Source organism: Pseudomonas sp. HS6, from assembly GCF_023375815.1.
Lineage (GTDB): Bacteria > Pseudomonadota > Gammaproteobacteria > Pseudomonadales > Pseudomonadaceae > Aquipseudomonas.
This window is the reverse complement of record NZ_CP067412.1, coordinates 5,986,928-6,009,636: the sequence shown is the minus strand read 5'-3', so window position 1 is coordinate 6,009,636 and position 22,709 is coordinate 5,986,928. Positions and strand designations below refer to the sequence as shown.

Sequence of the window (22,709 nt, the reverse complement as noted above, 5' to 3'; positions counted from 1 at the left end):
TGATCAATTGGATCCACAGAGCCTTGATTTTTAAGGCTCTTGGATCCGATCAGAGCTAGCCAAATTAGTGGCTAATAGCTATAACTCACTCACGGCCAATGGGGTTATCCCGCAAGTACTGGCGTAGTGAGTGGCCTTTATGTCGTTGCACCCCGTGCGCCCAAAGATCCTGGGTTTTATCAGCGAAGAAGTCTCGGCCTGGCTGGTCGCGCTGCTGGTATTGCTCGCCGGCGGGATTCTCACGGGGCTGCTCGCCTGGGCCACCCTCAATCAGTTTCACAGCCAGTTGCGCCAGCGTTTCCAACTGCTGGCCAACGAACGCTACAGCCGCATCGAAGAACGTTTTCAGGATCAGGAGCAACGCCTCGATGGCCTGCGCCGGTTCTTCGCCAACTCCGAATCGGTGTCCCGCGCCGAATTCGACGGCTACACCCAACCTTTATTACTGCGCACCCAAGCCTATTCGTTTGCCTTGCGGGTGAGCGGTTCCGAGCGCGCCGCGTTCGAGCAACGGGTGCGTGATGAAGGCATTACCACCTTCAGCGTGCGCGAACTCAATGCCCGCGGTGAGCTGCAACTGGCCGGCGCCCGCGATGAATACGTCGTCGTGGTGTACAGCCAGACTCAGAGCCGGCTCGGCTCACCGTTGGGTTACGACTTGCTGGCCCAGCCGTTGCGCCGCTCGACGCTGGAACGCGCCGACCAGCTCGGCAGCCTGGCGGTGTCGCAGCCGATGCATCTGGTCAGCATCGAGCCGGCCTACGCGCGGGGCGTGCTGCTGGTGGCGCCGGTGCTGCGCGAGGGCGAGCCCAAGTCGTTCGGCTATGTGATGGCGGTGATCAGCATGCGCCAGTTGTTGGCCGATGGATTGCCGGACGCGCTGCATGATTACCTGTCGGTACGGATTCTCGATCTGTCGACCAATGATCAGCACGAAGTGCTGTTCGAATCGACCAATGAGCCGGCACCCAGCGATCTGTCGGCCACACGACTGGTGCGTATGGCCGATCACGACTATCAGGTCGACATTTCACCCAGCGAGGCCTTCCTGCAAGCCAACCATTCGTCGGTTGGTAGCGTGGTAATTCTGGGCGGTTTGCTCAGCCTGCTGCTCAGCGCGCTGTTGTATGTGCTGGTCAGTCAGCGTCAGCGGGCATTGCGCATGGTCGAGTTGCGCACCCAGGAACTGCATGAGCGTGAACAGGAACTGCGGGGCACCCACGGTCAGTTGCGCGGGGTGCTCAACGCGGCCACGCAAGTCGCGATCATCGCCACCGACCTGCGCGGCGTGATCAACACCTTCAACCCCGGCGCGGAGCAGATGCTCGGTTACCACAGCGTCGAAGTGGTTGGCCACATGACCCTGGAAAACCTGCATTTCCCCCGGGAGCTGATCACCCGTGCGGCGGAACTGAGCGCCCGTTATGGCAAGGCCATCCCGACCTGCCAGGCGATGCTGGTGGAGGGCGGCGAAGTCGGCGGGCACGAGGCGCGGGAGTGGACGCTGGTGCGCAAGGATGGCAGTCATCTGCCGGTGAACATGCTCGCCACGCCGGTACTGGACGAGCAGGGGTTGTGGGTCGGGCACCTGGCGATCTGTATCGACATCACCGAGCGCAAGCGTGTACACGAAGCGTTGGCGGCGCGAGACGTTTTGCTGAAAAAACTCAGCGCCCACGTTCCGGGCGGGATCTATCAGTTCAAGATGGAATTCGACGGGCGCTTCAGCGTGATCTACGCCAGCGACGGCATCCGCGAGATCTACGAACTGGAGCCGGATGTGCTGCTGCTCAACGCCGAAGCGATCTTCACCCGCATTCATCCGCAGGACGTCAGCCGCGTGCGCAAGTCGATCCGTGCCTCGGCCGACAATCTGAGCCCATGGCGCGAGGAATATCGCGTGCAGTTGCCCGGGCGCGGCCTGCGCTGGGTGCGCGGTGAAGCGACCCCCGAGGAACTGCCGGGCGGCGGCGTGCTGTGGCATGGCTACATTTCGGACATCTCAGACCTGAAGCGGGTGGAGGAAGAGTTGCGAGCACTGTCGGTGACCGATGCCCTGACCGGTATCCACAACCGGCGTTATTTCCAGGAACGCCTGACCACCGAAATGGCTCGGGTCGAGCGCGGGGGTGGCGAACTGTCAGTGATCATGCTCGACATCGACCACTTCAAACGGATCAACGACCAGTACGGTCACGCGGTGGGCGACCGGGTGTTGCAGGCTGTCTGCGAACGCATCGGCCATCGCCTGCGGCGTACTGACGTGTTCTGTCGTCTGGGCGGCGAGGAATTCATGGTGCTGTGCCCGGATATCGACGGTGAGCACGCGTACATGCTGGCCGTGGAGCTGTGGCAAGGCCTGCGCGGAGCGCCGGTGGATGTGGTGGGCGTGGTGACGGCGAGTTTCGGGATTGCCAGTTGGCGGCCGGGAGAGGGCGCGGATGCGCTGTTGCTGCGGGCTGACTCGGGGGTTTACGCGGCGAAGCAGGGCGGGCGGGATCGGGTTGAGCGGCAGATGAGCTGATCCAGCTTGCCGCCGATTCTGTGGGAGCGGGCTTGCCCGCGATGGCGGTGTGTCAGTCACTGCATATGCTGGCTGAACTGACGCCATCGCGGGCAAGCCCGGCTCCCACAGGTCTTGCGGAGTTCTCAGAGGCGGATTACAGGACCGAAGCCGTCTGCGGCGTTCGCGGCTGTTTGTAGAGATCCAGTAATACCTGATCCAGCACCGACGATGCACCGAACGGTGCCTTGTCGTTGAGGATCGCCACCACCGCCCAGGTGTTGCCGTTGACGTCGCGGCTGAAACCGGCGATGGCGCGCACGGTATTCAGGGTGCCGGTCTTGACGTGAGCTTCGCCGCGCATCGCGGTGGTCTTCAGGCGTTTGCGCATGGTGCCGTCGGTGCCGGCGATCGGCAGCGAGCTGATGTACTCGGCGGCATACGGGCTGTGCCACGCGGCTTGCAGCATGGCAGCCATTTCCCGGGCGCTGACGCGTTCGGCACGGGACAGGCCGGAGCCGTTCTCCATTACCAGGTGCGGCGCGGTGATGCCTTTCTTCGCCAGCCACTGACGCACTACGCGTTGCGCCGCCTTGGCGTCATCGCCGTCGGCGTCGTTGCGGAATTTCTGCCCCAGGCTCAGGAACAGCTGCTGAGCCATGGTGTTGTTACTGTATTTGTTGATGTCGCGGATGATTTCCGCCAGGTCCGGCGAGAACGCACGGGCCAGCACCTTGGCGCTGCTCGGTGTCGGGGCCAGACGATCCTTGCCCTGAATGCTGCCACCCAATTCCTTCCAGATCGCCCGCACGGCGCCGGCGGTGTAGGTCGCGTGGTCGAGCAGCGAAAGGTAAGTCTGCGAGCTGCAGCCTTCGCCCAACTGGCCGGCAACGGTCACGGTTACGCTGCCATCGGCCTGCGGCACCGGGTTGTAGCGCACGCCGCCGGTGCATTGCTTGGAGTTGAGCGCTTTGACGGTGTTTTCGATGTTGATGCTGGCAATCGGCGGTTCGACCGAGATCAATACCCGGCCGTTGTCATTGCGGGCCACGAAGCGCAGGGCCTTGAGGTTGACCAGCAGCGAGTCCGGCTTGACCAGGAACGGCTTGTTCTCGTCGTTGCCGTCATCGTTGAACTCCGGCAGTTGCGGCTGCACGAAGAAGCTGCGGTCCAGCACCAGGTCGCCGGTGATCTGGGTTACGCCGTTGGCGCGCAGGTCGCGCATCAGCAGCCAGAGTTTTTCCATGTTCAGCTTCGGATCGCCGCCACCCTTGAGGTAGAGGTTGCCGTTGAGGATGCCGCTGTTCAGGTCGCCGTCGGTGTAGAACTCGGTTTTCCACTGATGGTTGGGGCCGAGCATTTCCAGCGCCGCGTAGGTGGTGACCAGTTTCATGGTCGAGGCCGGGTTGACCGATACGTCGGCGTTGTACACGGTCGGCGTGCCCGGGCCGTCCAGCGGCACCATCACCAGCGACAGGGCGCTGGGTTGCAGCTTGCTGGCCTTGAGGGCTTTTTCGACGTTGGGCGTCAGGGCGGTGTTGATGGTGGCAGCGGAGACAGGCAGGGCCAGCGGCAGAAGAAGACCGGCCAGGAGCAGAGGACGCAACGATTTGATCATATGAAATAAAACCCTACAGCCGAGGGGAAAAAGACGAGGACATGGATGAAAAGGCCCTCAGTGGTCATGAAAGTGTCGGCATTATGCCCCAAGGTGTAACAGCTTGTGCCTCTCGCAAGGCTGCCAATGGGTTATTTTTTTACGGGCGGTCGCACGCTCGTCCCGGATAGGCGGGCAATCGCCGCCTTAAACTGGTAAAGTGCCGGCCGTTATTACTTAAGAGGATTGTTCCAATGGCGACTAACCGTTCCCAGCGTCTGCGCAAAAAACTGTGCGTCGATGAATTTCAAGAGCTGGGTTTCGAACTGAACCTGGGCTTCAAAGAAGACCTGTCCGAAGAAGCCATTGACGCTTTCCTCGAAGCATTCATCAAAGAAGCCATGGAAAAGAACGGTCTGGGCTATGTCGGCGGCGACGACTTCGGTCTGGTTTGCCTGCAGAAGCGTGGCTCGGTTTCCGAAGAGCAGCGCGCTGCTGTTGAAGCCTGGCTGAAAACCCGCTCCGAGCTGACCACCACTGAAATCAGCCCGCTGCTGGACGTTTGGTATCCGGAAAAGCCGATCAACGCGGCCAAGTGATACTGAAAAAAACGGCGACCTGAGGGTCGCCGTTTTTTTATGCCTGCTTTTCAGCGAGACCTCAAGCCTTGCGCCAGTTGAGGATCAGCAAGGTCAGCACCCCCGCGACAATCCCCCAGAAGGCCGAGCCGATGGAAAACAGCGTCAGCCCCGACGCCGTGACCATGAAGGTGATCAGCGCCGCTTCCCGTTCCTTCACCTCGGTCATGGCGATGCTCAAGCCGTTGATGATCGAACCGAACAGCGCCAGCGCGGCAATTGACAGCACCAGTTCCTTGGGTAGCGCGGCAAACAGCGCCGCCAGCGTGGCGCCGAATACGCCGGCAATCCCGTAGAAAATCCCGCACCACACCGCTGCGGTGTAACGCTTGTTGCGATCCTCATGGGCATGGGGCCCGGTGCAGATCGCGGCGCTGATCGCTGCGAGGTTGATGCCGTGGGAACCGAACGGCGCCAGTAGCAGCGACGCGATGCCGGTGGTGGTGATCAAGGGCGAGGCCGGGACGTTGTAGCCGTCGGCCCGCAGCACCGCGATACCGGGCATGTTCTGCGAGGTCATCGCCACCACGAACAGCGGAATGCCGATGCTGATGGTCGCGGCCAAGGAAAAGTGCGGTGTGGTCCAGACCGGCGTCGCCACTTCCAGATGAAAGCCGCTGAAGTCCAGCAGCCCCATGAAGCCCGATAGCGCGGTGCCGATCAGCAGCGCGGCGAGTACCGCATAGCGCGGCGTCAGGCGTTTGACCAGCAGATAAGTGAAGAACATCCCCAGCACCAGCCCGGTGCGATGCTGCGCTGCGACGAAGATTTCGCTGCCGATCTTGAACAGAATCCCCGCCAGCAACGCGGCGGCGAGGGAGGCCGGGATCTTTTTCACCAGCCGTTCGAAGCTGCCGGTCAGGCCGCAGATCGTCACCAGCACCGCACAGGTAATGTAGGCACCGATCGCTTCGCCGTAGGTGACGCCGCCAAGACTGGTGATGAGCAAGGCTGCGCCGGGCGTCGACCAGGCAATCGTGATCGGCGTGCGATAGCGCAGGGACAGGCCGATTGAACACACCGCCATGCCAATGGAAATTGCCCAGATCCATGAGGAAATCTGCCCGCTGGTGAGGCCTGCTGCCTGCCCGGCCTGAAACATCAGCACCAGCGAACTGGTGTAGCCGGTCATCATCGCGATGAATCCGGCGACGATGGCGGAGGGCGATGTGTCCGCGAAGGGACGCAGCTGAGTGTGTGTGGCGTCGTTCATGACGGGGGTGTTCCTTATACCAATGAAGATATTCGCAGCGACACGAAACCCTTGTGGGAGCGAGCTTGCTCGCGATGGCGGCGGAACAATCGACATTGGAGTTGAATGTATAACCGCTATCGCGAGCAAGCTCGCTCCCACAGGGATCGCGGATTCTGCGATCAAGCCTAAACTCAAATGTAACGATGCGTTGCAATACAGCCGAAGTCACAAACAGCCGTACAGTCGTGTTGCCACCTTCCATTGTGTACAATCGCGCTGTTTTTTACGCGATACTTGCCAGCGACCCACTGTGCCGTATTACAGTCACGGTCAATTCGCCGCCGTTCTTCCCGACTCGAGTGCCCATGAACGAACAGTTGCAACCCCTCAAGAAACAACCGCGAGCAGGCAAAGCCGGCCGCAGCGGAACCCAGGACGATATCGTCTATGCGCATATCTTCGAGGCCATCCTCGAACAGCGCCTGGCGCCCGGCACAAAGTTGAGCGAAGAAGCGCTGGGGGAAATTTTCGGGGTCAGCCGCACCATCATTCGCCGCGCGCTCTCGCGCCTGGCCCATGAAGGTGTGGTGCTGTTGCGGCCAAACCGTGGCGCGGTGGTGGCGAGCCCGAGTGTCGAAGAGGCGCGTCAGGTATTCCTCGCCCGGCGTCTGGTGGAGCGCGCGATCACTGAACTGGCGGTGCAGCACGCCACGGCCGAGCAGATCGCCGAATTGCGCCAGATGGTCAATGACGAGCGTGACAGCTTCTCCCGTGGCGATCGCGGCGCCGGCATCCGTCTCTCGGGCGAGTTCCACCTGAAACTGGCCGAAGCGGCGAAGAACGCTCCGTTGATCAGCTTCCAGCGCAGCCTGGTTTCGCAGACGTCGTTGATCATTGCGCAATATGAAAGCGGCAACCGTTCGCACTGTTCCTACGACGAACACACCCAGTTGATCGACGCCATCGAAGCGCGCAACGGCGAGCTGGCGGTGGACCTGATGATGCATCACATGGATCACATCGACAGCAAGCTCAACCTCGACGAGGAAAGCGCGTCCGACGATCTGCATGCGGTGTTCTCGCATCTGTTGCAGACCAAGAAGCCGGGGCGTCCGGCGGCCAAGCTCTAAGTCAGAACGAGTTGGCCCCAATCGCTGGCAAGCCAGCTCCCACAGGATTTGCGGTGGGACGCAATTCTGGTGAACACCATAAAACCCTGTGGGAGCTGGCTTGCCAGCGATAGCAGTCTGACAGGCATAAAAAATCCCCCGGGGTGAACACCACCGGGGGATTTTTTATGCCTTGGGAAAACTCAGCGCTGATGCACCAGCGCACCCGCCGCATAAGTCTGGGCAACGGTGCGGTCATCGCCCAGCGTCATCAGCACAAACAACGTCTCGGCAATGTTGTTGGCCTGCTTCAAGCGGTAGCTCAGCAGCGGCGTGGCGTTGTAGTCCAGCACCAGGAAGTCGGCGTCGGAGCCCGGTTGCAGGTTGCCGATCTTGTCTTCCAGGCGCAGTGCCCGCGCACCGCCGAGGGTGGCGAGGTACAGCGACTTGAACGGGCTCAGGCGTGCGCCTTGCAGCTGCATCACTTTGTAGGCTTCGTTCAGGGTTTGCAGCAGCGAGAAACTGGTGCCGCCGCCGACGTCAGTGCCGAGGCCGACGTTCAGTTTGTGCTTCTCGGCCATCGGCAGGTTGAACAGGCCGCTGCCGAGGAAGAAGTTCGAGGTCGGGCAGAACGCGATTGCCGAACCGGTCTCCGCCAGGCGCGCGCATTCGTCGTCGCACAGGTGCACGCCGTGGGCGAACACCGAACGCTCGCCGAGCAATTGATAGTGGTCGTAGACATCCAGGTAGCCCTTGCGCTCCGGGAACAGCTCCTTGACCCACTCGACTTCCTTGAGGTTTTCGCTGATGTGGGTCTGCATGTACAGATCCGGGTATTCACCGAGCAACTGGCCGGCAAGGGTCAACTGTTCCGGAGTGCTGGTCGGGGCGAAGCGCGGGGTCACCGCGTAGTGCAGACGACCCTTGCCGTGCCAGCGTTCGATCAGCGCCTTGCTGTCGACGTAGCTCGATTCCGGGGTGTCGGTCAGGTAGTCCGGCGCGTTGCGGTCCATCATCACCTTGCCGGCGATCATCCGCAGGTCCAGCTTCTCGGCGGCCTCGAAGAACGAGTTCACCGATTGCGGGTGCACGCTGCCGAACACCAGCGCGGTGGTGGTGCCATTGCGCAGCAGTTCCTTGATGAAGATATCCGCCACTTCATCGGCGTGGGCCTTGTCGGCGAACTGGCTTTCGCACGGGAAGGTGTAGGTGTTCAGCCAGTCCAGCAGTTGCTCGCCGTAGGCGCCGACCATGCCGGTTTGCGGCAGGTGAATGTGGGTGTCGATGAAGCCCGGGGTGATCAGCGCATCCTTGTGATGAACGATCTCGATATCCGCCGGCAGCGTCGGCAGCAGTTCGCTGGCGTGGCCGAGGGCGCTGATCTTGCCGTCATCGACCACCAGCAGGCCGTCCTCGAAATATTCGTAGGAGGCCTCGATGCCGACCTCGGCAGGGTCGGCAATGCTGTGCAGGATGGCGGCGCGGTAGGCTTTGCGAGTCAGAGGCATGAGGGTTCTCTAATCAGTTTGAGGCTTTGAGTGTGGCGGCCTGACTGCGGCGGGAAACCGGCAGCAGTTTGGCAATCGGTTCGGCGCTGGCGGTGTGCTGGCCGAAATTGGCGTTATAGGTGGCGATGATTTCGCCGGCGATGGAGATGGCGATTTCCACAGGCAATTTGCCTTTGACTTCGCCGATGCCCATCGGGCAGCGCATGCGTTGCACGACGCTGGCGTCGAAGCCTCGGTCACGCAAGCGGTGTTCGAACTTGGCCCGTTTGGTCTTCGAGCCGATCAGGCCGAACCAGGTGAAGTCGTTGCGCTTGAGGATCGCGGCGGTGAGTTCCAGATCCAGCTGATGATTGTGAGTCATGACGATGCAATAGCTGCCGGCGGGCAGGTCGTCGATTTCATCCACCGGTTCCTCGGCGACGATCTTGCGCACACCGTGGGGAATCTGTTCGGGAAATTCCTCTTCCCGGGAATCGATCCAGCGCACCCGGCACGGCAGGCTGGCGAGCAAGGGTACCAGCGCGCGGCCGACATGACCGGCGCCGAACACCGCAATCTGCGCCTGCACCTGGCCCATCGGTTCGAACAACAGCACCGTGGCGCCGCCGCAGCACTGGCCGAGACTGGCGCCGAGGCTGAAACGCTCCAGATGGGTGTCCTGCTTGCCGCTGGCGAGCATCTCGCGGGCGATCTGCATGGCTTTGTATTCCAGGTGCCCGCCACCAATGGTGTCGAACGTCTGGCGGGCGCTGACGACCATTTTCGAGCCGGCATTGCGCGGCGTCGAGCCGAGCTCTTCGATGATCGTCACCAGAACGCAGGGTTCGCCCTGGTTCTGCAGGTCGGCGAGGGCGTCGATCCAGTTGTACATGTTCACCTCGACATCTTCGTTGTCTGTTCGGGCCCCATCGCTGGCAAGCCAGCTCCCACAGGATTTGCGGTGTAACGCATATCGGTATTCACCACAAAACCCTGTGGGAGCGGGCTTGCCCGCGATGGCCGCGCCTCGGTCCTTAAAGCGGAGCCAACTCGGCTTCAGTAGAAACCGCTTTCACCGCCTTGAGCTGACGCATCTGCTCGCAACCCCACAACACTCGCTCCGGGGTCGCCGGCGCGTCGATCTTCGGCTGATGCCTGTAGTCGCCGAGGCTGGCCACCGCATCCTTGATCGCACACCACGCGGCGATGCCGAGCATGAACGGCGGCTCACCGACAGCCTTGGAATGGAACACCGTGTCTTCCGGGTTCTTGCGGTTTTCCACCAGTTTCACCCGCAGGTCCAGCGGCATGTCCGCCACGGCCGGGATCTTGTAGCTGGCCGGGCCGTTGGTCATCAGCTTGCCCTTGTTGTTCCAGACCAGCTCTTCCATGGTCAGCCAGCCCATGCCCTGAACGAAACCGCCCTCGACCTGGCCGATATCGATGGCCGGGTTCAGCGAGGCGCCGACGTCGTGCAGGATGTCGGTACGGAGCATCTTGTACTCGCCGGTCAGGGTGTCGACGATCACTTCGCAGCACGCCGCGCCGAAGGCGAAGTAGTAGAACGGCCGGCCACGGGCCTGGCTGCGGTCGTAGTAGATTTTCGGGGTCTTGTAGAATCCGGTGCTCGACAGCGACACCTGATTGAAATACGCCAGCTGGATCAACGCCTCGAAGGTCAGGATGTGGTCACGAACCCGTACGTGTCCGTTGTGGAATTCCACATCCTCTTCGCTGACCTTGAAGTGGCGAGCGGCAAATTCAACGAGGCGCTGCTTGATGATCTCGGCAGCGTTCTGCGCGGCTTTACCGTTCAGGTCGGCACCGCTGGACGCCGCCGTCGGCGAGGTGTTCGGCACCTTGTCGGTGTTGGTCGCGGTGATCTGCACACGGTCCATTTCCACCTGGAACACTTCGGCCACGACTTGCGCGACTTTGGTGTTCAGGCCTTGGCCCATTTCCGTGCCGCCGTGGTTCAAGTGGATGCTGCCGTCGGTGTAGACGTGCACCAACGCACCGGCCTGGTTGAGGAAGCTGGCAGTGAAGGAAATGCCAAATTTCACCGGGGTCAACGCCAGGCCTTTTTTCAGGATCGGGCTGTTGGCGTTGTAGCGACGGATCGCTTCGCGGCGCTCGGCGTACTGGCTGCTTTCTTCCAGTTCGGCAGTCATTTCCTCGAGCATGTTGTGCTCGACGGTCTGGTAGTAATGGGTGACGTTGCGCTCGGTCTTGCCGTAGTAGTTGGCCTTGCGCACGGCCAGCGGATCGAGGTTCAGGTGACGGGCGATGGCGTCCATCACTTCTTCGATCGCGACCATCCCTTGCGGGCCGCCGAAACCACGGTACGCGGTGTTCGACGCGGTGTTGGTCTTGCAGCGGTGACCGTTGATGGTCGCGTCACCCAGGTAGTACGAGTTGTCCGAGTGGAACATCGCGCGGTCGACAATCGAGGCCGAAAGGTCAGGCGAGCAACCGCAGTTGCCGGCCAGATCCATCGCGATGCCGTGCAGGCGTCCGGTGCTGTCGAAGCCGACGTCGTACTCGACGTAGAACGGGTGGCGCTTGCCGGTCATCAGCATGTCTTCGACCCGTGGCAGACGCATCTTGGTCGGCTGGCCGGTGAGGTGCGCGATCACCGCACACAGGCACGCCGGGCTGGCGGCCTGGGTTTCCTTACCGCCGAAACCACCGCCCATGCGGCGCATATCGACCACGATTTTGTTCATGGAGACGTCGAGGACTTCGGCCACCAGTTTCTGCACTTCGGTGGGGTTCTGCGTCGAGCAATAAACGATCATGCCGCCGTCTTCGGTCGGCATCACCGAGGAGATCTGGGTCTCCAGATAGAAGTGTTCCTGGCCGCCGATGTGCAGCGTGCCTTGGATGCGATGTTCAGCGGTAGCCAAGGCGTTGGCCGAATCGCCACGCTGATGAGTGTGGCTGTCGAGCACGAAGTGGCGTTTGCGCAGAGCTTCGACCACGTCCAGCACCGGTTCCAGATCTTCGTATTCGATGATCGCGGCCATGGCGGCCTTGCGTGCGGTTTCCAGATCTTTTGCGGCCACGGCCAGTACCGGTTGACCGACAAACTGCACGTCATCGATGGCCAACAGCGGATCGCCCGGCAGCAGCGGGCCGATGTCTTTCAGGCCCGGCACGTCTTCGTGGGTGATGGCGATGCGCACACCTTCGAAGGCGTAGCAGGGCTGGGTGTCGATGCTGATGATTTTCGCGTGGGCGCGGTCCGACATCCGTGCATAAACGTGCAACTGGTTCGGGAATTCGAGCCGGTCATCGATGTACTGCGCTTCACCGGACACATGCTTGGCGGCGCTGTCGTGCTTGACGCTGCGGCCGACGCCGGAGGTCAGGTCTTTGGCGAACAATTCAGCCAGTTCAGCTTGAGTTTTCTCTACGCCGTGATGGTTAGACATAAGCGGTCACCCGAGTCTCGATGTGCGGTGTTTGCAGTTCGATGAAGTATTTGCGCAGCAGGTTCTGCGCGCTGAGCAGGCGATATTCCTTGCTGGCGCGGAAGTCCGAGAGCGGCGTGAAGTCTTCAGCGAGGGCGGCGCAGGCGCGTTCGACGACAGCGTTGTTGAAGGGTTGGCCAATCAGTGCGGCTTCGCAATGTGCCGCACGTTTCGGAATGGCGGCCATGCCGCCGAAGGCCATCCGGGCATCCGTGATCACGCCGTTTTCCACACGCAGGTTGAAGGCGGCGCAGACGGCGGAGATATCGTCGTCCAGTCGCTTGGACACCTTGTAGGCGCGGAACAACTGCTCTGCGCTGGCGCGAGGCACGATGATCTTCTCGATGAACTCGCTTTCCTGGCGGGCAGTCACCTTGTAATCGATGAAGTAGTCGTCGAGATTCAGCGTGCGTCGGGTTTCGCCCTTGCACAGCACGATTTGCGCGCCGAGGGCGATCAGCAGCGGTGGCGAGTCACCAATGGGCGAGGCGTTGCCGATGTTGCCGCCCAGGGTGCCCTGATTGCGAATTTGCAGGGAGGCGAAGCGGTGCAGCAGCTCGCCGAAGTCCGGGTACTCGGCATTCAATGCTTCGTAGCAGTCGGAGAGGGCGGTGGCGGCGCCGATTTCGATACGGTCTTCGAAGGTTTCGATGCGCTTCATTTCAGCGACGTTGCCGACGTAGATCATCACCGGCAGGGTGCGGTGGAACTGAGTGACTTCCAGCGCCAGATCGGTGCCGCCGGCCAGCAGTCGTGCTTGTGGATAAGCGTCGTAGAGATCGGCCAGGTCGGCCACGGTCAGCGGCACCAGGCAGCGTTTGTCGCCGCTGTTCAGTTCGCCGATCGATGTCGGGGCAATGGCTTTGAGGCGGGCGATGGTTTCCGCTTCACGGGCGTCGAACTGGTCCGGCTGCTTGCCGCAGCAGGATTGCTCGGCGGCAGCCAGGATAGGTCGGTAGCCGGTGCAGCGGCAGAGGTTGCCGGCCAGCGCTTCGTGGGCCTTGGCATGATCCGGTGCATCGCTGTTCTTTTGCAGGGCGAACAGCGACATGACGAACCCGGGGGTGCAGAAACCGCACTGCGAACCGTGACACTCGACCATGGCTTTCTGCACGCTGTGCAGTTCGCCCTGGTGCTTGAGGTCTTCGACGCTGATCAATTGCTTGCCGTGCAGCGACGAAACAAACGTCAGGCACGAGTTGAGGCTACGATAGCGAATGTGTTCGCGGCCATCATCATCCGTCTGCAACTCGCCGACCACCACCGTACAGGCGCCGCAGTCACCGCTGGCGCAGCCTTCTTTGGTGCCGGATTTGCCCACGTGTTCGCGCAGGTAGTTGAGCACAGTCAGGTTCGGGTCCAGGGCGTGCTCGCTACGGAGTTCCTGGTTGAGTAAAAACTGGATCACGGAAGGCCTCGCAGACTCATTATTGTTGTTAAGCGACTTGAGCCGAATTTAGCAGGTCTGACTTTTCGGTCAATGGTTTTCTGACTTAAAGGTCAGGAAAAACCATTTTGTCGCTCGACAACGTGTCTCTTCAGTATTGACCCTCATTGGATCAACTGCTTTTTTGCGGGATTCGTGCCAAAAACCGCTGTGCGGGCACTCCGCCATGAACGCGCATTGCGCTACACTGCGCCGCTTGTGCAGATCGAAGAGTTTGAAGGACAACCATGACGTTCAAGGCGCCGGACAGCCTCGCCGAGCAAATCGCTCACCACCTCGCCGAACGGATCATTCGCGGCGAAATGAAGCCGGGAGAGCGTATCCAGGAACAGAAGGTCACGCTGGCGCTGAACGTCAGCCGCGGCTCGGTCCGCGAAGCCTTGCTGATCCTCGAGCGCCGTCATCTGATCGCGATCCTGCCGCGCCGCGGCGCCCACGTCACCGAGTTGACGGCGCACAAGGTGCAGAGCCTGTGCACGTTGATGAGCGAGCTGTACATCCTGCTCGGCAACGCGGTGGCTAACGGCTGGCAAGTCCAGGCCGACATGGCGCCGTTCGTGCAGATCCAGCAGCGCCTGAGCGCCAGCTACGAGCGTCAGGACATCCGCACCTTCGTCGACGACAGCTTCAACGTGATGCGCGCCGCGTACCCGTTCGCCAACAACCCGTACCTGCAGGAAACCGTCGAAAACCTGCAACCGGCCATGAGCCGTGCGTACTTCCTCGCGCTTGAACAGCGCAAAGCCGAGATGAGCGAGTTCCTCGAACTGTTCGAGCGCTTGCTGGCCGCCGTCCTCGCCCGTGACCTGCCGCAGATCCGCATCGTGCTGACGGCTTACGCCCAGCGCAGCTGCGATCTGGTGGTGTCCGCCCTGACGGTTGCCTGACCTTGCGGCTCAAGTGCATCAAACTGGCGGGGTTCAAATCCTTCGTCGACCCGACCACGGTGAACTTCCCCAGCAACATGGCGGCGGTCGTCGGGCCGAACGGTTGCGGCAAGTCGAACATCATCGACGCCGTGCGCTGGGTGATGGGCGAAAGCTCGGCGAAAAACCTGCGCGGCGAGTCGATGACCGACGTCATCTTCAACGGCTCGACCAGCCGCAAACCGGTGAGCCAGGCGAGCATCGAACTGGTGTTCGACAACTCCGACGGCACGCTGCTGGGCGAGTGGGCGGCGTACGCGGAAATTTCGATCCGCCGCAAAGTGACCCGCGACAGCCAGACGACTTATTACCTCAACGGCGCCAAATGCCGTCGTCGCGACATCACCGACATCTTCCTCGGCACCGGCCTCGGGCCGCGCAGCTACTCGATCATCGAGCAGGGGATGATCTCCAAGCTGATCGAGTCCAAGCCGGAAGACCTGCGCAACTTCATCGAAGAAGCCGCAGGCATCTCCAAGTACAAGGAGCGCCGGCGCGAGACGGAAAACCGTATCCGCCGCACCCACGAAAACCTTGCCCGTCTGACCGACCTGCGCGAAGAACTCGAGCGTCAGCTCGAACGCTTGCACCGCCAGGCCGAGGCCGCCAAGAAGTATCAGGAATTCAAGGCTGAAGAGCGCCAGCTCAAGGCGCAACTGTCGGCCCTGCGCTGGCAGGATCTGAACGATCAGGTCGGCCAGCGCGAGTCGATCATCGGTAATCAGGAAATCAGCTTCGAAGCGCTGGTCGCCGAACAACGCAACGCCGACGCCGCCATTGAACGCCTGCGGGACGGGCACCATGACCTGTCCGAGCGCTTCAATCTGGTGCAGGGGCGCTTCTATTCGGTCGGCGGTGACATCGCCCGGGTCGAGCAGAGCATCCAGCACGGCCAGCAGCGCTTGCGCCAATTGCAGGACGATCTGAAAGAAGCCGAGCGCGCGCGCCTCGAAACCGAATCGCACCTGGGCCACGACCGCACCTTGTTGCTGACCCTCGGCGAAGAGCTCGATCAACTGACCCCCGAGCAGGAAATCACCAACGCCGCCGCCGAAGAAGCCGCCGCTGCGCTGGAAGATTCCGAAACCGTCATGCACGGCTGGCAGGAGCAGTGGGACACCTTCAACCTGACCGCCGCCGAACCGCGTCGTCAGGCCGAAGTGCAGCAGTCGCGCATCCAGCAGCTGGAAACCAGCATGGAGCGTCTGGCCGATCGGCAAAAGCGTCTGGGCGAAGAGCGGGCGCTGCTCTCGGCCGATCCGGAAGACGCGGCGATCATGGAACTCAGCGAACAGCTCGCCGAGTCCGAAGCCACCCTTGAAGATTTGCAGACCAGCGAAGAAGCTCAAGTCGAAAAACTCGAGCAACTGCGCCAGGAATTGCAGCAGGCGCTCACCGCGCAACAGCAGGCGCAGGGCGATTTGCAGCGCCTCAATGGTCGCCTCGCCTCCCTCGAAGCCTTGCAGCAGGCCGCGCTCGATCCGGGCACCGGCACCGCCGAATGGCTGAAAGAACACAACCTCGCCGAGCGTCCGCGTCTGGCCGAAGGCCTGAAGGTCGAGGCCGGTTGGGAACTGGCGGTGGAAACCGTGCTGGGTGCCGACCTGCAAGCGGTGCTTGTGGACGATTTCGACGGCTTCGATCTGTCCGGTTTTGCCCAAGGCGATCTGCGTTTGCTCAGCCCCGGCAACGACGGCGTGCGTGTGGCCGGCAGCCTGCTGGACAAGGTCGAGGCGCAGGTGGATTTGTCGCCCTGGCTCGCTCAGGTCAAACCGGTCGACAGCCTTGAACAGGCGCTGGCCCTGCGCGGCCAACTGGCTGCCGGGCAGAGCCTGATCAGCCGCGACGGTTACTGGGTTGGCCGGCATTTCCTGCGGGTACGTCGCGCCAGCGAAGCCGAAAGCGGCATGCTCGCACGCGGGCAGGAAATCGAGTCGCTGCATGCGGAACGCGAAGAGCGTGAAGCCACGGTCGAGGCCATGGAGACCCGTTTGCAAACCCTGCGCGCGCAACAGCGTCAGCAGGAAAACGGCCGCGAACATCTGCGTCGTTTGCTGCAGGACGAAGCCCGTCAGCAGGGCGAATTGAAAGCTCAACTGTCCGCCGGCAAAGCCAAGGCCGAACAATTGACGCTGCGCCGCACCCGTCTCGATGAAGAGCTGGTCGAGCTCGCCGAACAGCGCGCGCTGGAGCACGAAAACATCGGCGAGGCGCGGATCCAGTTGCAGGACGCCCTCGACGCCATGGCCCTCGACACCGAACAGCGCGAGTTGCTACTGGCCCAGCGTGACAGCCTGCGCGAGCGCCTCGACCGCGTGCGTCAGGAAGCCCGCCAGCACAAGGATCACGCCCATCAATTGGCCGTACGCCTGGGTTCGCTACGAGCGCAACATGATTCGACACGTCAGGCTCTGGAACGCTTGGAGATGCAGGCCGAGCGTCTCACTGAAAAACGTGAACAGCTCAGCCTGAACCTGGAGGAGGGCGAAGCGCCGCTGGAAGAACTGCGCCTCAAGCTCGAAGAGTTGCTCGACAAGCGCATGAGCGTCGACGACGAACTCAAGACCGCGCAGATCGCCCTCGAAGACGCCGATCGCGAATTGCGCGACGCGGAAAAACGCCGTACCCAAGCCGAGCAGCAATCGCAATTGATCCGTGGCCAGCTCGAACAGCAACGCATGGAATGGCAGGCCCTGACCGTGCGCCGCAAGGCCCTGCAGGATCAACTGCTGGAAGACGGCTACGATTTGCACGGCGTGCTCAACACCCTGACCGCCGAGGCCAGCGAGAAGGCCGCCGAAGAAGAACTTGAACGCATCGCCGCGCGCATTCAGCGCCTGGGCGCGATCAACCTCGCGGCGATCGACGAATACACGCAACAATCCGAGCGTAAACGTTATCTGGATGCCCAGGACGCCGATCTGGTCGAAGCACTGGAGACCCTGGAAAACGTTATCCGCAAGATCGACAAGGAAACCCGTAACCGTTTCAAAGATACCTTTGATCAGATCAATGGCGGTTTACAGGCGCTTTTCCCGAAAGTTTTCGGTGGCGGGCGCGCGTATTTGGAACTGACGGGCGAAGATCTACTCGATACAGGGGTGACGATCATGGCGCAGCCGCCCGGAAAGAAGAACAGCACCATCCATTTGCTCTCCGGCGGCGAAAAAGCCCTGACCGCATTGGCACTGGTTTTTGCGATCTTCAAGTTGAACCCGGCGCCGTTCTGCATGCTCGATGAGGTTGACGCGCCACTGGATGACGCTAACGTTGGACGCTACGCACGATTGGTCAAAGAGATGTCGCAGACCGTGCAGTTCATCTATATCACCCACAACAAGATCGCCATGGAAATGGCCGAGCAGTTGATGGGTGTGACGATGCACGAGCCGGGTTGTTCGCGACTGGTAGCCGTGGATGTCGAGGAGGCGATGGCGATGGTGGATGCCTGAGCCGGCGCGGTGTCGGAAAGGTATTTGTAGTCTGTAGGACATATTTACCGGCTTCGACTTGCTGGCCAATCGACATAATCGCGCAAGCCAATGAGACAGACGGTGTAAAGTTGTCTTTGGTCGTGCTAGTTTAATGTCAATTTTTCGTATACGTGGGCAAAACGCCTGTCAGAACATAGAGTTGGCGCCACGTTTTAAAGCGGTTTGCACAGTGTAAACCCCTTATTTTTCAGCATTTTTTATAGAGGCACGGGATTACATGGAAATCGGTCTGCGCGAGTGGCTGATCGTCATCGGCATCATTGTGATAGCCGGTATTCTTTTCGATGGCTGGCGCCGTATGCGCGGCGGCAAGGGAAAACTGAAATTCCGTCTTGACCGAAGTCTGTCCAACCTGCCGGACGAGGACACCAGCGCTGAGCTGTTGGGCCCGGCCCGCGTACTGGACAACCATAAAGAGCCGCAACTGGACGAACACGATCTGCCATCGGTGAGCATGCCGGCCCGCGAAGCACGCGAGCCTCGCGAATCCGGTTCCAAGCGCGGCAAGCGCGGCAGCAACGGTCCGGCCCAGGGCGACCTGAACCTTGATCTGGACCTGGACGGCGGCCCGAGCTTCAGCAGCCGTGACGATGATTTCATCGAGCCTGTTGCCAAGTCGTCGCCGGCAGTGGCCGATAAAGATCAGCCGCAAGCTGAAGAAGTATTGGTCATCAGCGTGATCTGCCGCGACCCGGCCGGTTTCAAAGGCCCGGCACTGTTGCAGAACATTCTGGAAAGCGGTTTGCGTTTCGGTGAGATGGACATTTTCCACCGTCATGAAAGCATGGCTGGCAACGGCGAAGTGCTGTTCTCCATGGCCAACGCGGTCAAGCCAGGCATCTTTGATCTGGACGACATCGACCATTTCAGCACCCCGGCGGTGAGCTTCTTCCTCGGTCTGCCAGGTCCGCGTCATCCGAAGCAGGCCTTTGACGTGATGGTCGCGGCAGCCCGCAAGCTGTCCCAGGAACTGAACGGCGAATTGAAAGATGACCAGCGCAGCGTCCTGACCGCGCAGACCATCGAGCACTACCGTCAGCGCATCGTCGAATTCGAACGCCGCGCCCTGACCCAGAAGCGTTGATTGAAAAGGTTGCCTCGCGATAAAGAGGCAATCGGCAAATAGATTGAGCAGCCTCGGCTGCTCTTTTGCTTTATGAGAGAACACCCATGACTGCCGCCGAAACCCGCATTCTAGAGCTGCGTGCTGAACTCGATCAGCACAACTACCGTTATCATGTCCTCGATGAGCCGAGCATTCCGGATGCCGAGTACGATCGGTTGTTCCACGAGCTCAAGGCGCTGGAAGCGGCCAACCCGGAACTCGTCACCAGCGACTCGCCGACCCAGCGTGTCGGCAGCGTGGCGCTGACGGCGTTCACCCAGGTGCGTCACGAAGTGCCGATGCTCAGCCTCGGCAACGCCTTCGAAGAAACCGACATGCGCGAGTTCGACCGCCGGGTGACCGAAGGACTGGACCTGCCGGCCGGCGATCTGTTCGGCGGTGGCGCGGCGGTGGAATACAGCTGCGAGCCGAAACTCGATGGCCTGGCGGTCAGCCTGTTGTATCAGGACGGCGTGCTGGTACGTGGCGCCACGCGCGGCGACGGCACCACCGGCGAAGACATCAGCGTCAACGTGCGTACTGTGCGCAACATCCCGCTGAAGCTGCACGGCACGGGTTGGCCGGCAACGCTGGAAGTGCGCGGCGAAGTGTTCATGTCCAAGGCTGGTTTCGAGCGTCTCAACGCCTCGCAACTGGAAGTCGGCGGCAAGACCTTCGCCAACCCGCGCAACGCCGCCGCCGGTAGCCTGCGTCAGCTGGATTCGAAGATCACCGCCAACCGTCCGCTGGAATTCTGCTGCTACGGCATCGGCCAGGTCTCTCACGATATTTCCGACACCCACATCGGCAACCTCAAGCAGCTGCAAGCCTGGGGCATGCCGATCAGCCACGAATTGAAACTGGCCAAAGGCATTGGCGAGTGCCTGGATTACTACCGCGATATCGGTGAGCGCCGTAACTCGCTGGCCTATGAAATCGACGGCGTGGTGTTCAAGGTCAATAGCATTGCCGACCAGCGCGAACTGGGCTTTCGCGCCCGCGAACCGCGCTGGGCCATCGCCCACAAATTCCCGGCCATGGAAGAACTCACCGAGCTGCTCGACGTGGAATTTCAGGTCGGCCGCACCGGTGCCGTCACCCCGGTCGCGCGGTTGAAGCCGGTCAAGGTTGCCGGCGTCACCGTGGCCAATGCCACGCTGCACAACATGGATGAAGTCGCCCGGCTGGGCCTGATGATCGGCGACACGGTGATCATTCGCCGCGCCGGCGATGTGATTCCACAAGTGGTGCAAGTGGTCATGGAGCGTCGCCCGGAAGATGCGCGGCCGGTGCAGATTCCCGAGAGCTGCCCTGTCTGCGGCTCCCACGTCGAGCGCACTCAACTGGTCAAGCGCAGCAAGGGCAAGGAAACCATCAGCGAAGGCGCGGTGTATCGCTGCGTCGGCCGACTGGCCTGCGGTGCGCAACTCAAGCAGGCGATCATTCACTTCGTTTCCCGCCGGGCCATGGACATCGAAGGTCTTGGTGACAAGAGCGTCGAGCAACTGGTCGACGAAGGTCTGGTCAGTTCGCCGGCCGATCTCTACGCGCTGAAGTTCGACGACATCGTCGACCTGGAAGGCTTTGCCGAGGTGTCGAGCAACAAGTTGCTGGCCGCCATCGAGGACAGCAAGAAACCGGGGCTGGCGCGGTTCATTTATGCGCTGGGCATCCCGGATGTTGGCGAAGAGACGGCCAAGGTGCTGGCACGTTCGCTGGGATCGCTTGAGCGCGTCCAGCAAGCTTTGCCGCAAGTGCTGACGTACCTGCCGGACATCGGCCTGGAAGTGGCGCACGAGATCCACAGCTTCTTTGAAGATGCGCACAACCAGCAGGTGATCAGCGAACTGCTGGGCCACGGTTTGCAGATTCAGGATCAGGGCGAGCTGGGCGCCGAGTTTGCCGCCAGCACCACGCTGGGTGGCTTCCTCGACAAGCTGCACATTCCTTCGGTCGGGCCGGGCGGGGCGCAGAAGCTGGCGGACAAGTTCGAATCGCTAGAAGGGGTGATGAAAGCGGACTGGCTGGACATGCGCCAGGCATTGCCGGAGAAGCAGGCCAACTCGGTTCGCGAGTTTTTCGCCTTGCCCGAGCATCGTCAACTGGCTGAAGACGCCGAGAAGCAACTGCGTGATTTCGGCATGCACTGGCAGAGCGAAAAGAAAGTCGTCGAAGGCCTGCCGCTGGCCGGGGAAACCTGGGTGCTGACCGGCAAGGTCGAGCTGATGAGCCGCGACGTCGCCAAGGAACACCTGGAAAGCCTCGGCGCCAAGGTCGCCGGCTCGGTGTCGGCCAAGACCCACTGCGTGGTCGCGGGGCCGGGCGCCGGGTCGAAACTGACCAAGGCCAACGAGCTGGGCGTGAAGGTCATGGACGAAGAGGCGTTTATCGCGTTCCTGAAAGGGCACGGTATTTCCGCCTGACGCAATGCGCGGGAACGATCAACTCGCGGGAATGATCTAGTCTTGGCAAGCCCCAGGGAGAGATCGCCATGTACCGCTTTTTCGAGCAGCTCAGTTCCCGCATCGTCGCGCCGTTTATGGGCGAATCCTCGCGCAACAGCAAAGTCTGGCCGTGTCGTTGCGGCCAGTCGCTGTTCTTTCGCAACAGTCAGTGCCTGGCTTGCAACGCGGCGCTGGGTTATCAACCGGAACACAGTCGGCTGACGTCGCTGCAACCGGGGCCGTTTGAAGGCACCTGGACGCTGGATGCCGATCCCGAGGCCGGCCTGTTCCGGCGATGCGCCAACCTCGATACTCCGGCGGCCTGCAACTGGCTGCTGCCCGCCAACGATCACGACACGCTATGTGCGGCCTGCGATCTGAATCGCACCATTCCCGATCTGTCCGTCCCGGAAAACCCCGAACGCTGGCGCAAAGTGGAAATTGCCAAGCGGCGACTGGTGGCGCAACTGATCAGCCTCGGCCTGCCGGTCATCCCGAAAACCGTCGACGAAGACACCGGCCTGGCGTTCGATTTCATTGGTGTCGACCTGGAAGGCAACGCGCCGATGACCGGCCACGCCAACGGCCTGGTCACTCTCGATATCGCAGAAGCCGACGACGCCCACCGCGAACAGGTCCGGGCGCAGATGCACGAACCCTATCGCACATTGCTCGGGCACTTTCGGCATGAGGTCGGGCATTACTACTGGGACCGCCTGATTGACAACGGCCCTTGGCTGGGTTCGTTTCGCAACTTGTTCGGCGACGAACGCGCCAGTTATGCCGAAGCGCTGGAGCGGCATTATCAACAGGGCGCACCGGCAGACTGGTCGCAGCATTACGTCAGTGCTTACGCCACCATGCACCCGTGGGAAGACTGGGCGGAAACCTGGGCGCATTACCTGCACATGATGGACGCGGTGGACACTGCGCTGGGCTTCGGCATGAGCGCCCGGGAAATGGACCTGGATTACCAGCCGTTTCCGTCGAGCACGCTATACGACCCCGAACATCCCGGCGGCGCGGCGTTCCTGTCCTTCGTCAACGCGTGGATCGAGTTGGCCGGCATGCTCAACGAACTGTCGCGCAGCATGGGCCAGCCGGATTTCTATCCCTTCGTGCTGCCGCCGGCGGCGATCGCCAAGCTGCACTTCATTCATCTGGTGATTCAGCAAGAGGGCGGCCGCGCGGACGAGGTGCTTCAGGCGCAATAGCAAGTGCTTGAAGCCCCTCATATTTTTAATCTTCAACCAGCGGTTGTAACTTCGTCTCAGATAGGTACAATGGCGCG

The 22,709-nt window shown here is 61.4% G+C and carries 14 protein-coding genes; 8 read left to right on the top strand and 6 right to left on the bottom strand.

The window, feature by feature from the left end:
- Positions 1-139: 139 nt before the first annotated feature.
- Complete coding sequence (locus JJN09_RS27215) at positions 140-2,524, top strand: diguanylate cyclase (RefSeq protein WP_249484536.1); 2,385 nt, start codon at positions 140-142, stop codon at positions 2,522-2,524.
- Positions 2,525-2,660: 136 nt separating this feature from the next.
- Here JJN09_RS27215 and dacB read toward each other — a convergent pair whose 3' ends face one another.
- Positions 2,661-4,121 (bottom strand): D-alanyl-D-alanine carboxypeptidase/D-alanyl-D-alanine-endopeptidase, encoded by a 1,461-nt coding sequence (gene dacB, locus JJN09_RS27210; RefSeq protein WP_249484534.1) that lies wholly within the window; start codon positions 4,119-4,121, stop codon positions 2,661-2,663.
- A 233-nt stretch (positions 4,122-4,354) separates the two neighbouring features.
- Here dacB and JJN09_RS27205 point away from each other — a divergent pair, with 233 nt between their 5' ends.
- The gene (locus JJN09_RS27205; RefSeq protein WP_249484533.1) at positions 4,355-4,699 is read left to right on the top strand and encodes a YggL family protein; all 345 of its coding nucleotides are present in this window, start codon (positions 4,355-4,357) and stop codon (positions 4,697-4,699) included.
- A 61-nt stretch (positions 4,700-4,760) separates the two neighbouring features.
- Here the strand turns inward: JJN09_RS27205 and JJN09_RS27200 are convergent, their stop codons facing one another.
- On the bottom strand, positions 4,761-5,951 hold the full coding sequence (locus JJN09_RS27200; RefSeq protein WP_249484532.1) for a benzoate/H(+) symporter BenE family transporter: 1,191 nt from the start codon (positions 5,949-5,951) through the stop codon (positions 4,761-4,763).
- Positions 5,952-6,298: 347 nt separating this feature from the next.
- Between JJN09_RS27200 and JJN09_RS27195 the strand changes: the two genes are divergently transcribed.
- Positions 6,299-7,063, top strand: coding sequence for a GntR family transcriptional regulator (locus JJN09_RS27195; RefSeq protein ID WP_064378756.1), 765 nt, complete (start codon positions 6,299-6,301; stop codon positions 7,061-7,063).
- A gap of 182 nt (positions 7,064-7,245) precedes the next feature.
- Here JJN09_RS27195 and guaD read toward each other — a convergent pair whose 3' ends face one another.
- From guaD to xdhA, 4 genes are all read right to left on the bottom strand, one after another.
- A complete protein-coding gene (gene guaD / locus JJN09_RS27190) occupies positions 7,246-8,550 on the bottom strand; it encodes a guanine deaminase (RefSeq protein WP_249484531.1) in 1,305 nt (434 codons plus the stop codon).
- 13 nt (positions 8,551-8,563) lie between these two features.
- Positions 8,564-9,421 carry a xanthine dehydrogenase accessory protein XdhC gene (gene xdhC / locus JJN09_RS27185; protein WP_007952025.1) on the bottom strand — a complete coding sequence of 286 codons (858 nt, stop codon included), beginning with the start codon at positions 9,419-9,421 and terminating at the stop codon, positions 8,564-8,566.
- A gap of 142 nt (positions 9,422-9,563) precedes the next feature.
- Positions 9,564-11,963 (bottom strand): xanthine dehydrogenase molybdopterin binding subunit, encoded by a 2,400-nt coding sequence (xdhB, locus tag JJN09_RS27180; protein WP_249484530.1) that lies wholly within the window; start codon positions 11,961-11,963, stop codon positions 9,564-9,566.
- Complete coding sequence (gene xdhA / locus JJN09_RS27175; RefSeq protein ID WP_249484528.1) at positions 11,956-13,410, bottom strand: xanthine dehydrogenase small subunit; 1,455 nt, start codon at positions 13,408-13,410, stop codon at positions 11,956-11,958. The genes xdhB and xdhA overlap by 8 nt, the downstream gene beginning before the upstream one ends.
- A gap of 266 nt (positions 13,411-13,676) precedes the next feature.
- On the opposite strand from xdhA, the gene JJN09_RS27170 reads away from it, so the two are divergent.
- The 5 genes from JJN09_RS27170 (at position 13,677) to JJN09_RS27150 (ending at position 22,632) form a co-directional block, all read left to right on the top strand.
- On the top strand, positions 13,677-14,336 hold the full coding sequence (locus tag JJN09_RS27170) for a GntR family transcriptional regulator (protein WP_096822502.1): 660 nt from the start codon (positions 13,677-13,679) through the stop codon (positions 14,334-14,336).
- A 2-nt stretch (positions 14,337-14,338) separates the two neighbouring features.
- Entirely contained in the window at positions 14,339-17,827 is a 3,489-nt protein-coding gene (gene smc, locus JJN09_RS27165; RefSeq protein WP_249484527.1) for a chromosome segregation protein SMC, read from the top strand.
- A 259-nt stretch (positions 17,828-18,086) separates the two neighbouring features.
- The gene (gene zipA / locus JJN09_RS27160; protein WP_249484526.1) at positions 18,087-18,953 is read left to right on the top strand and encodes a cell division protein ZipA; all 867 of its coding nucleotides are present in this window, start codon (positions 18,087-18,089) and stop codon (positions 18,951-18,953) included.
- Between the two features lie 86 nt (positions 18,954-19,039).
- Positions 19,040-21,397, top strand: a complete 2,358-nt coding sequence (gene ligA, locus JJN09_RS27155; protein WP_249484523.1) for an NAD-dependent DNA ligase LigA — start codon at positions 19,040-19,042, stop codon at positions 21,395-21,397.
- Positions 21,398-21,465: 68 nt separating this feature from the next.
- Positions 21,466-22,632, top strand: coding sequence for a putative zinc-binding metallopeptidase (locus JJN09_RS27150; RefSeq protein ID WP_249484522.1), 1,167 nt, complete (start codon positions 21,466-21,468; stop codon positions 22,630-22,632).
- Positions 22,633-22,709: the final 77 nt, after the last annotated feature.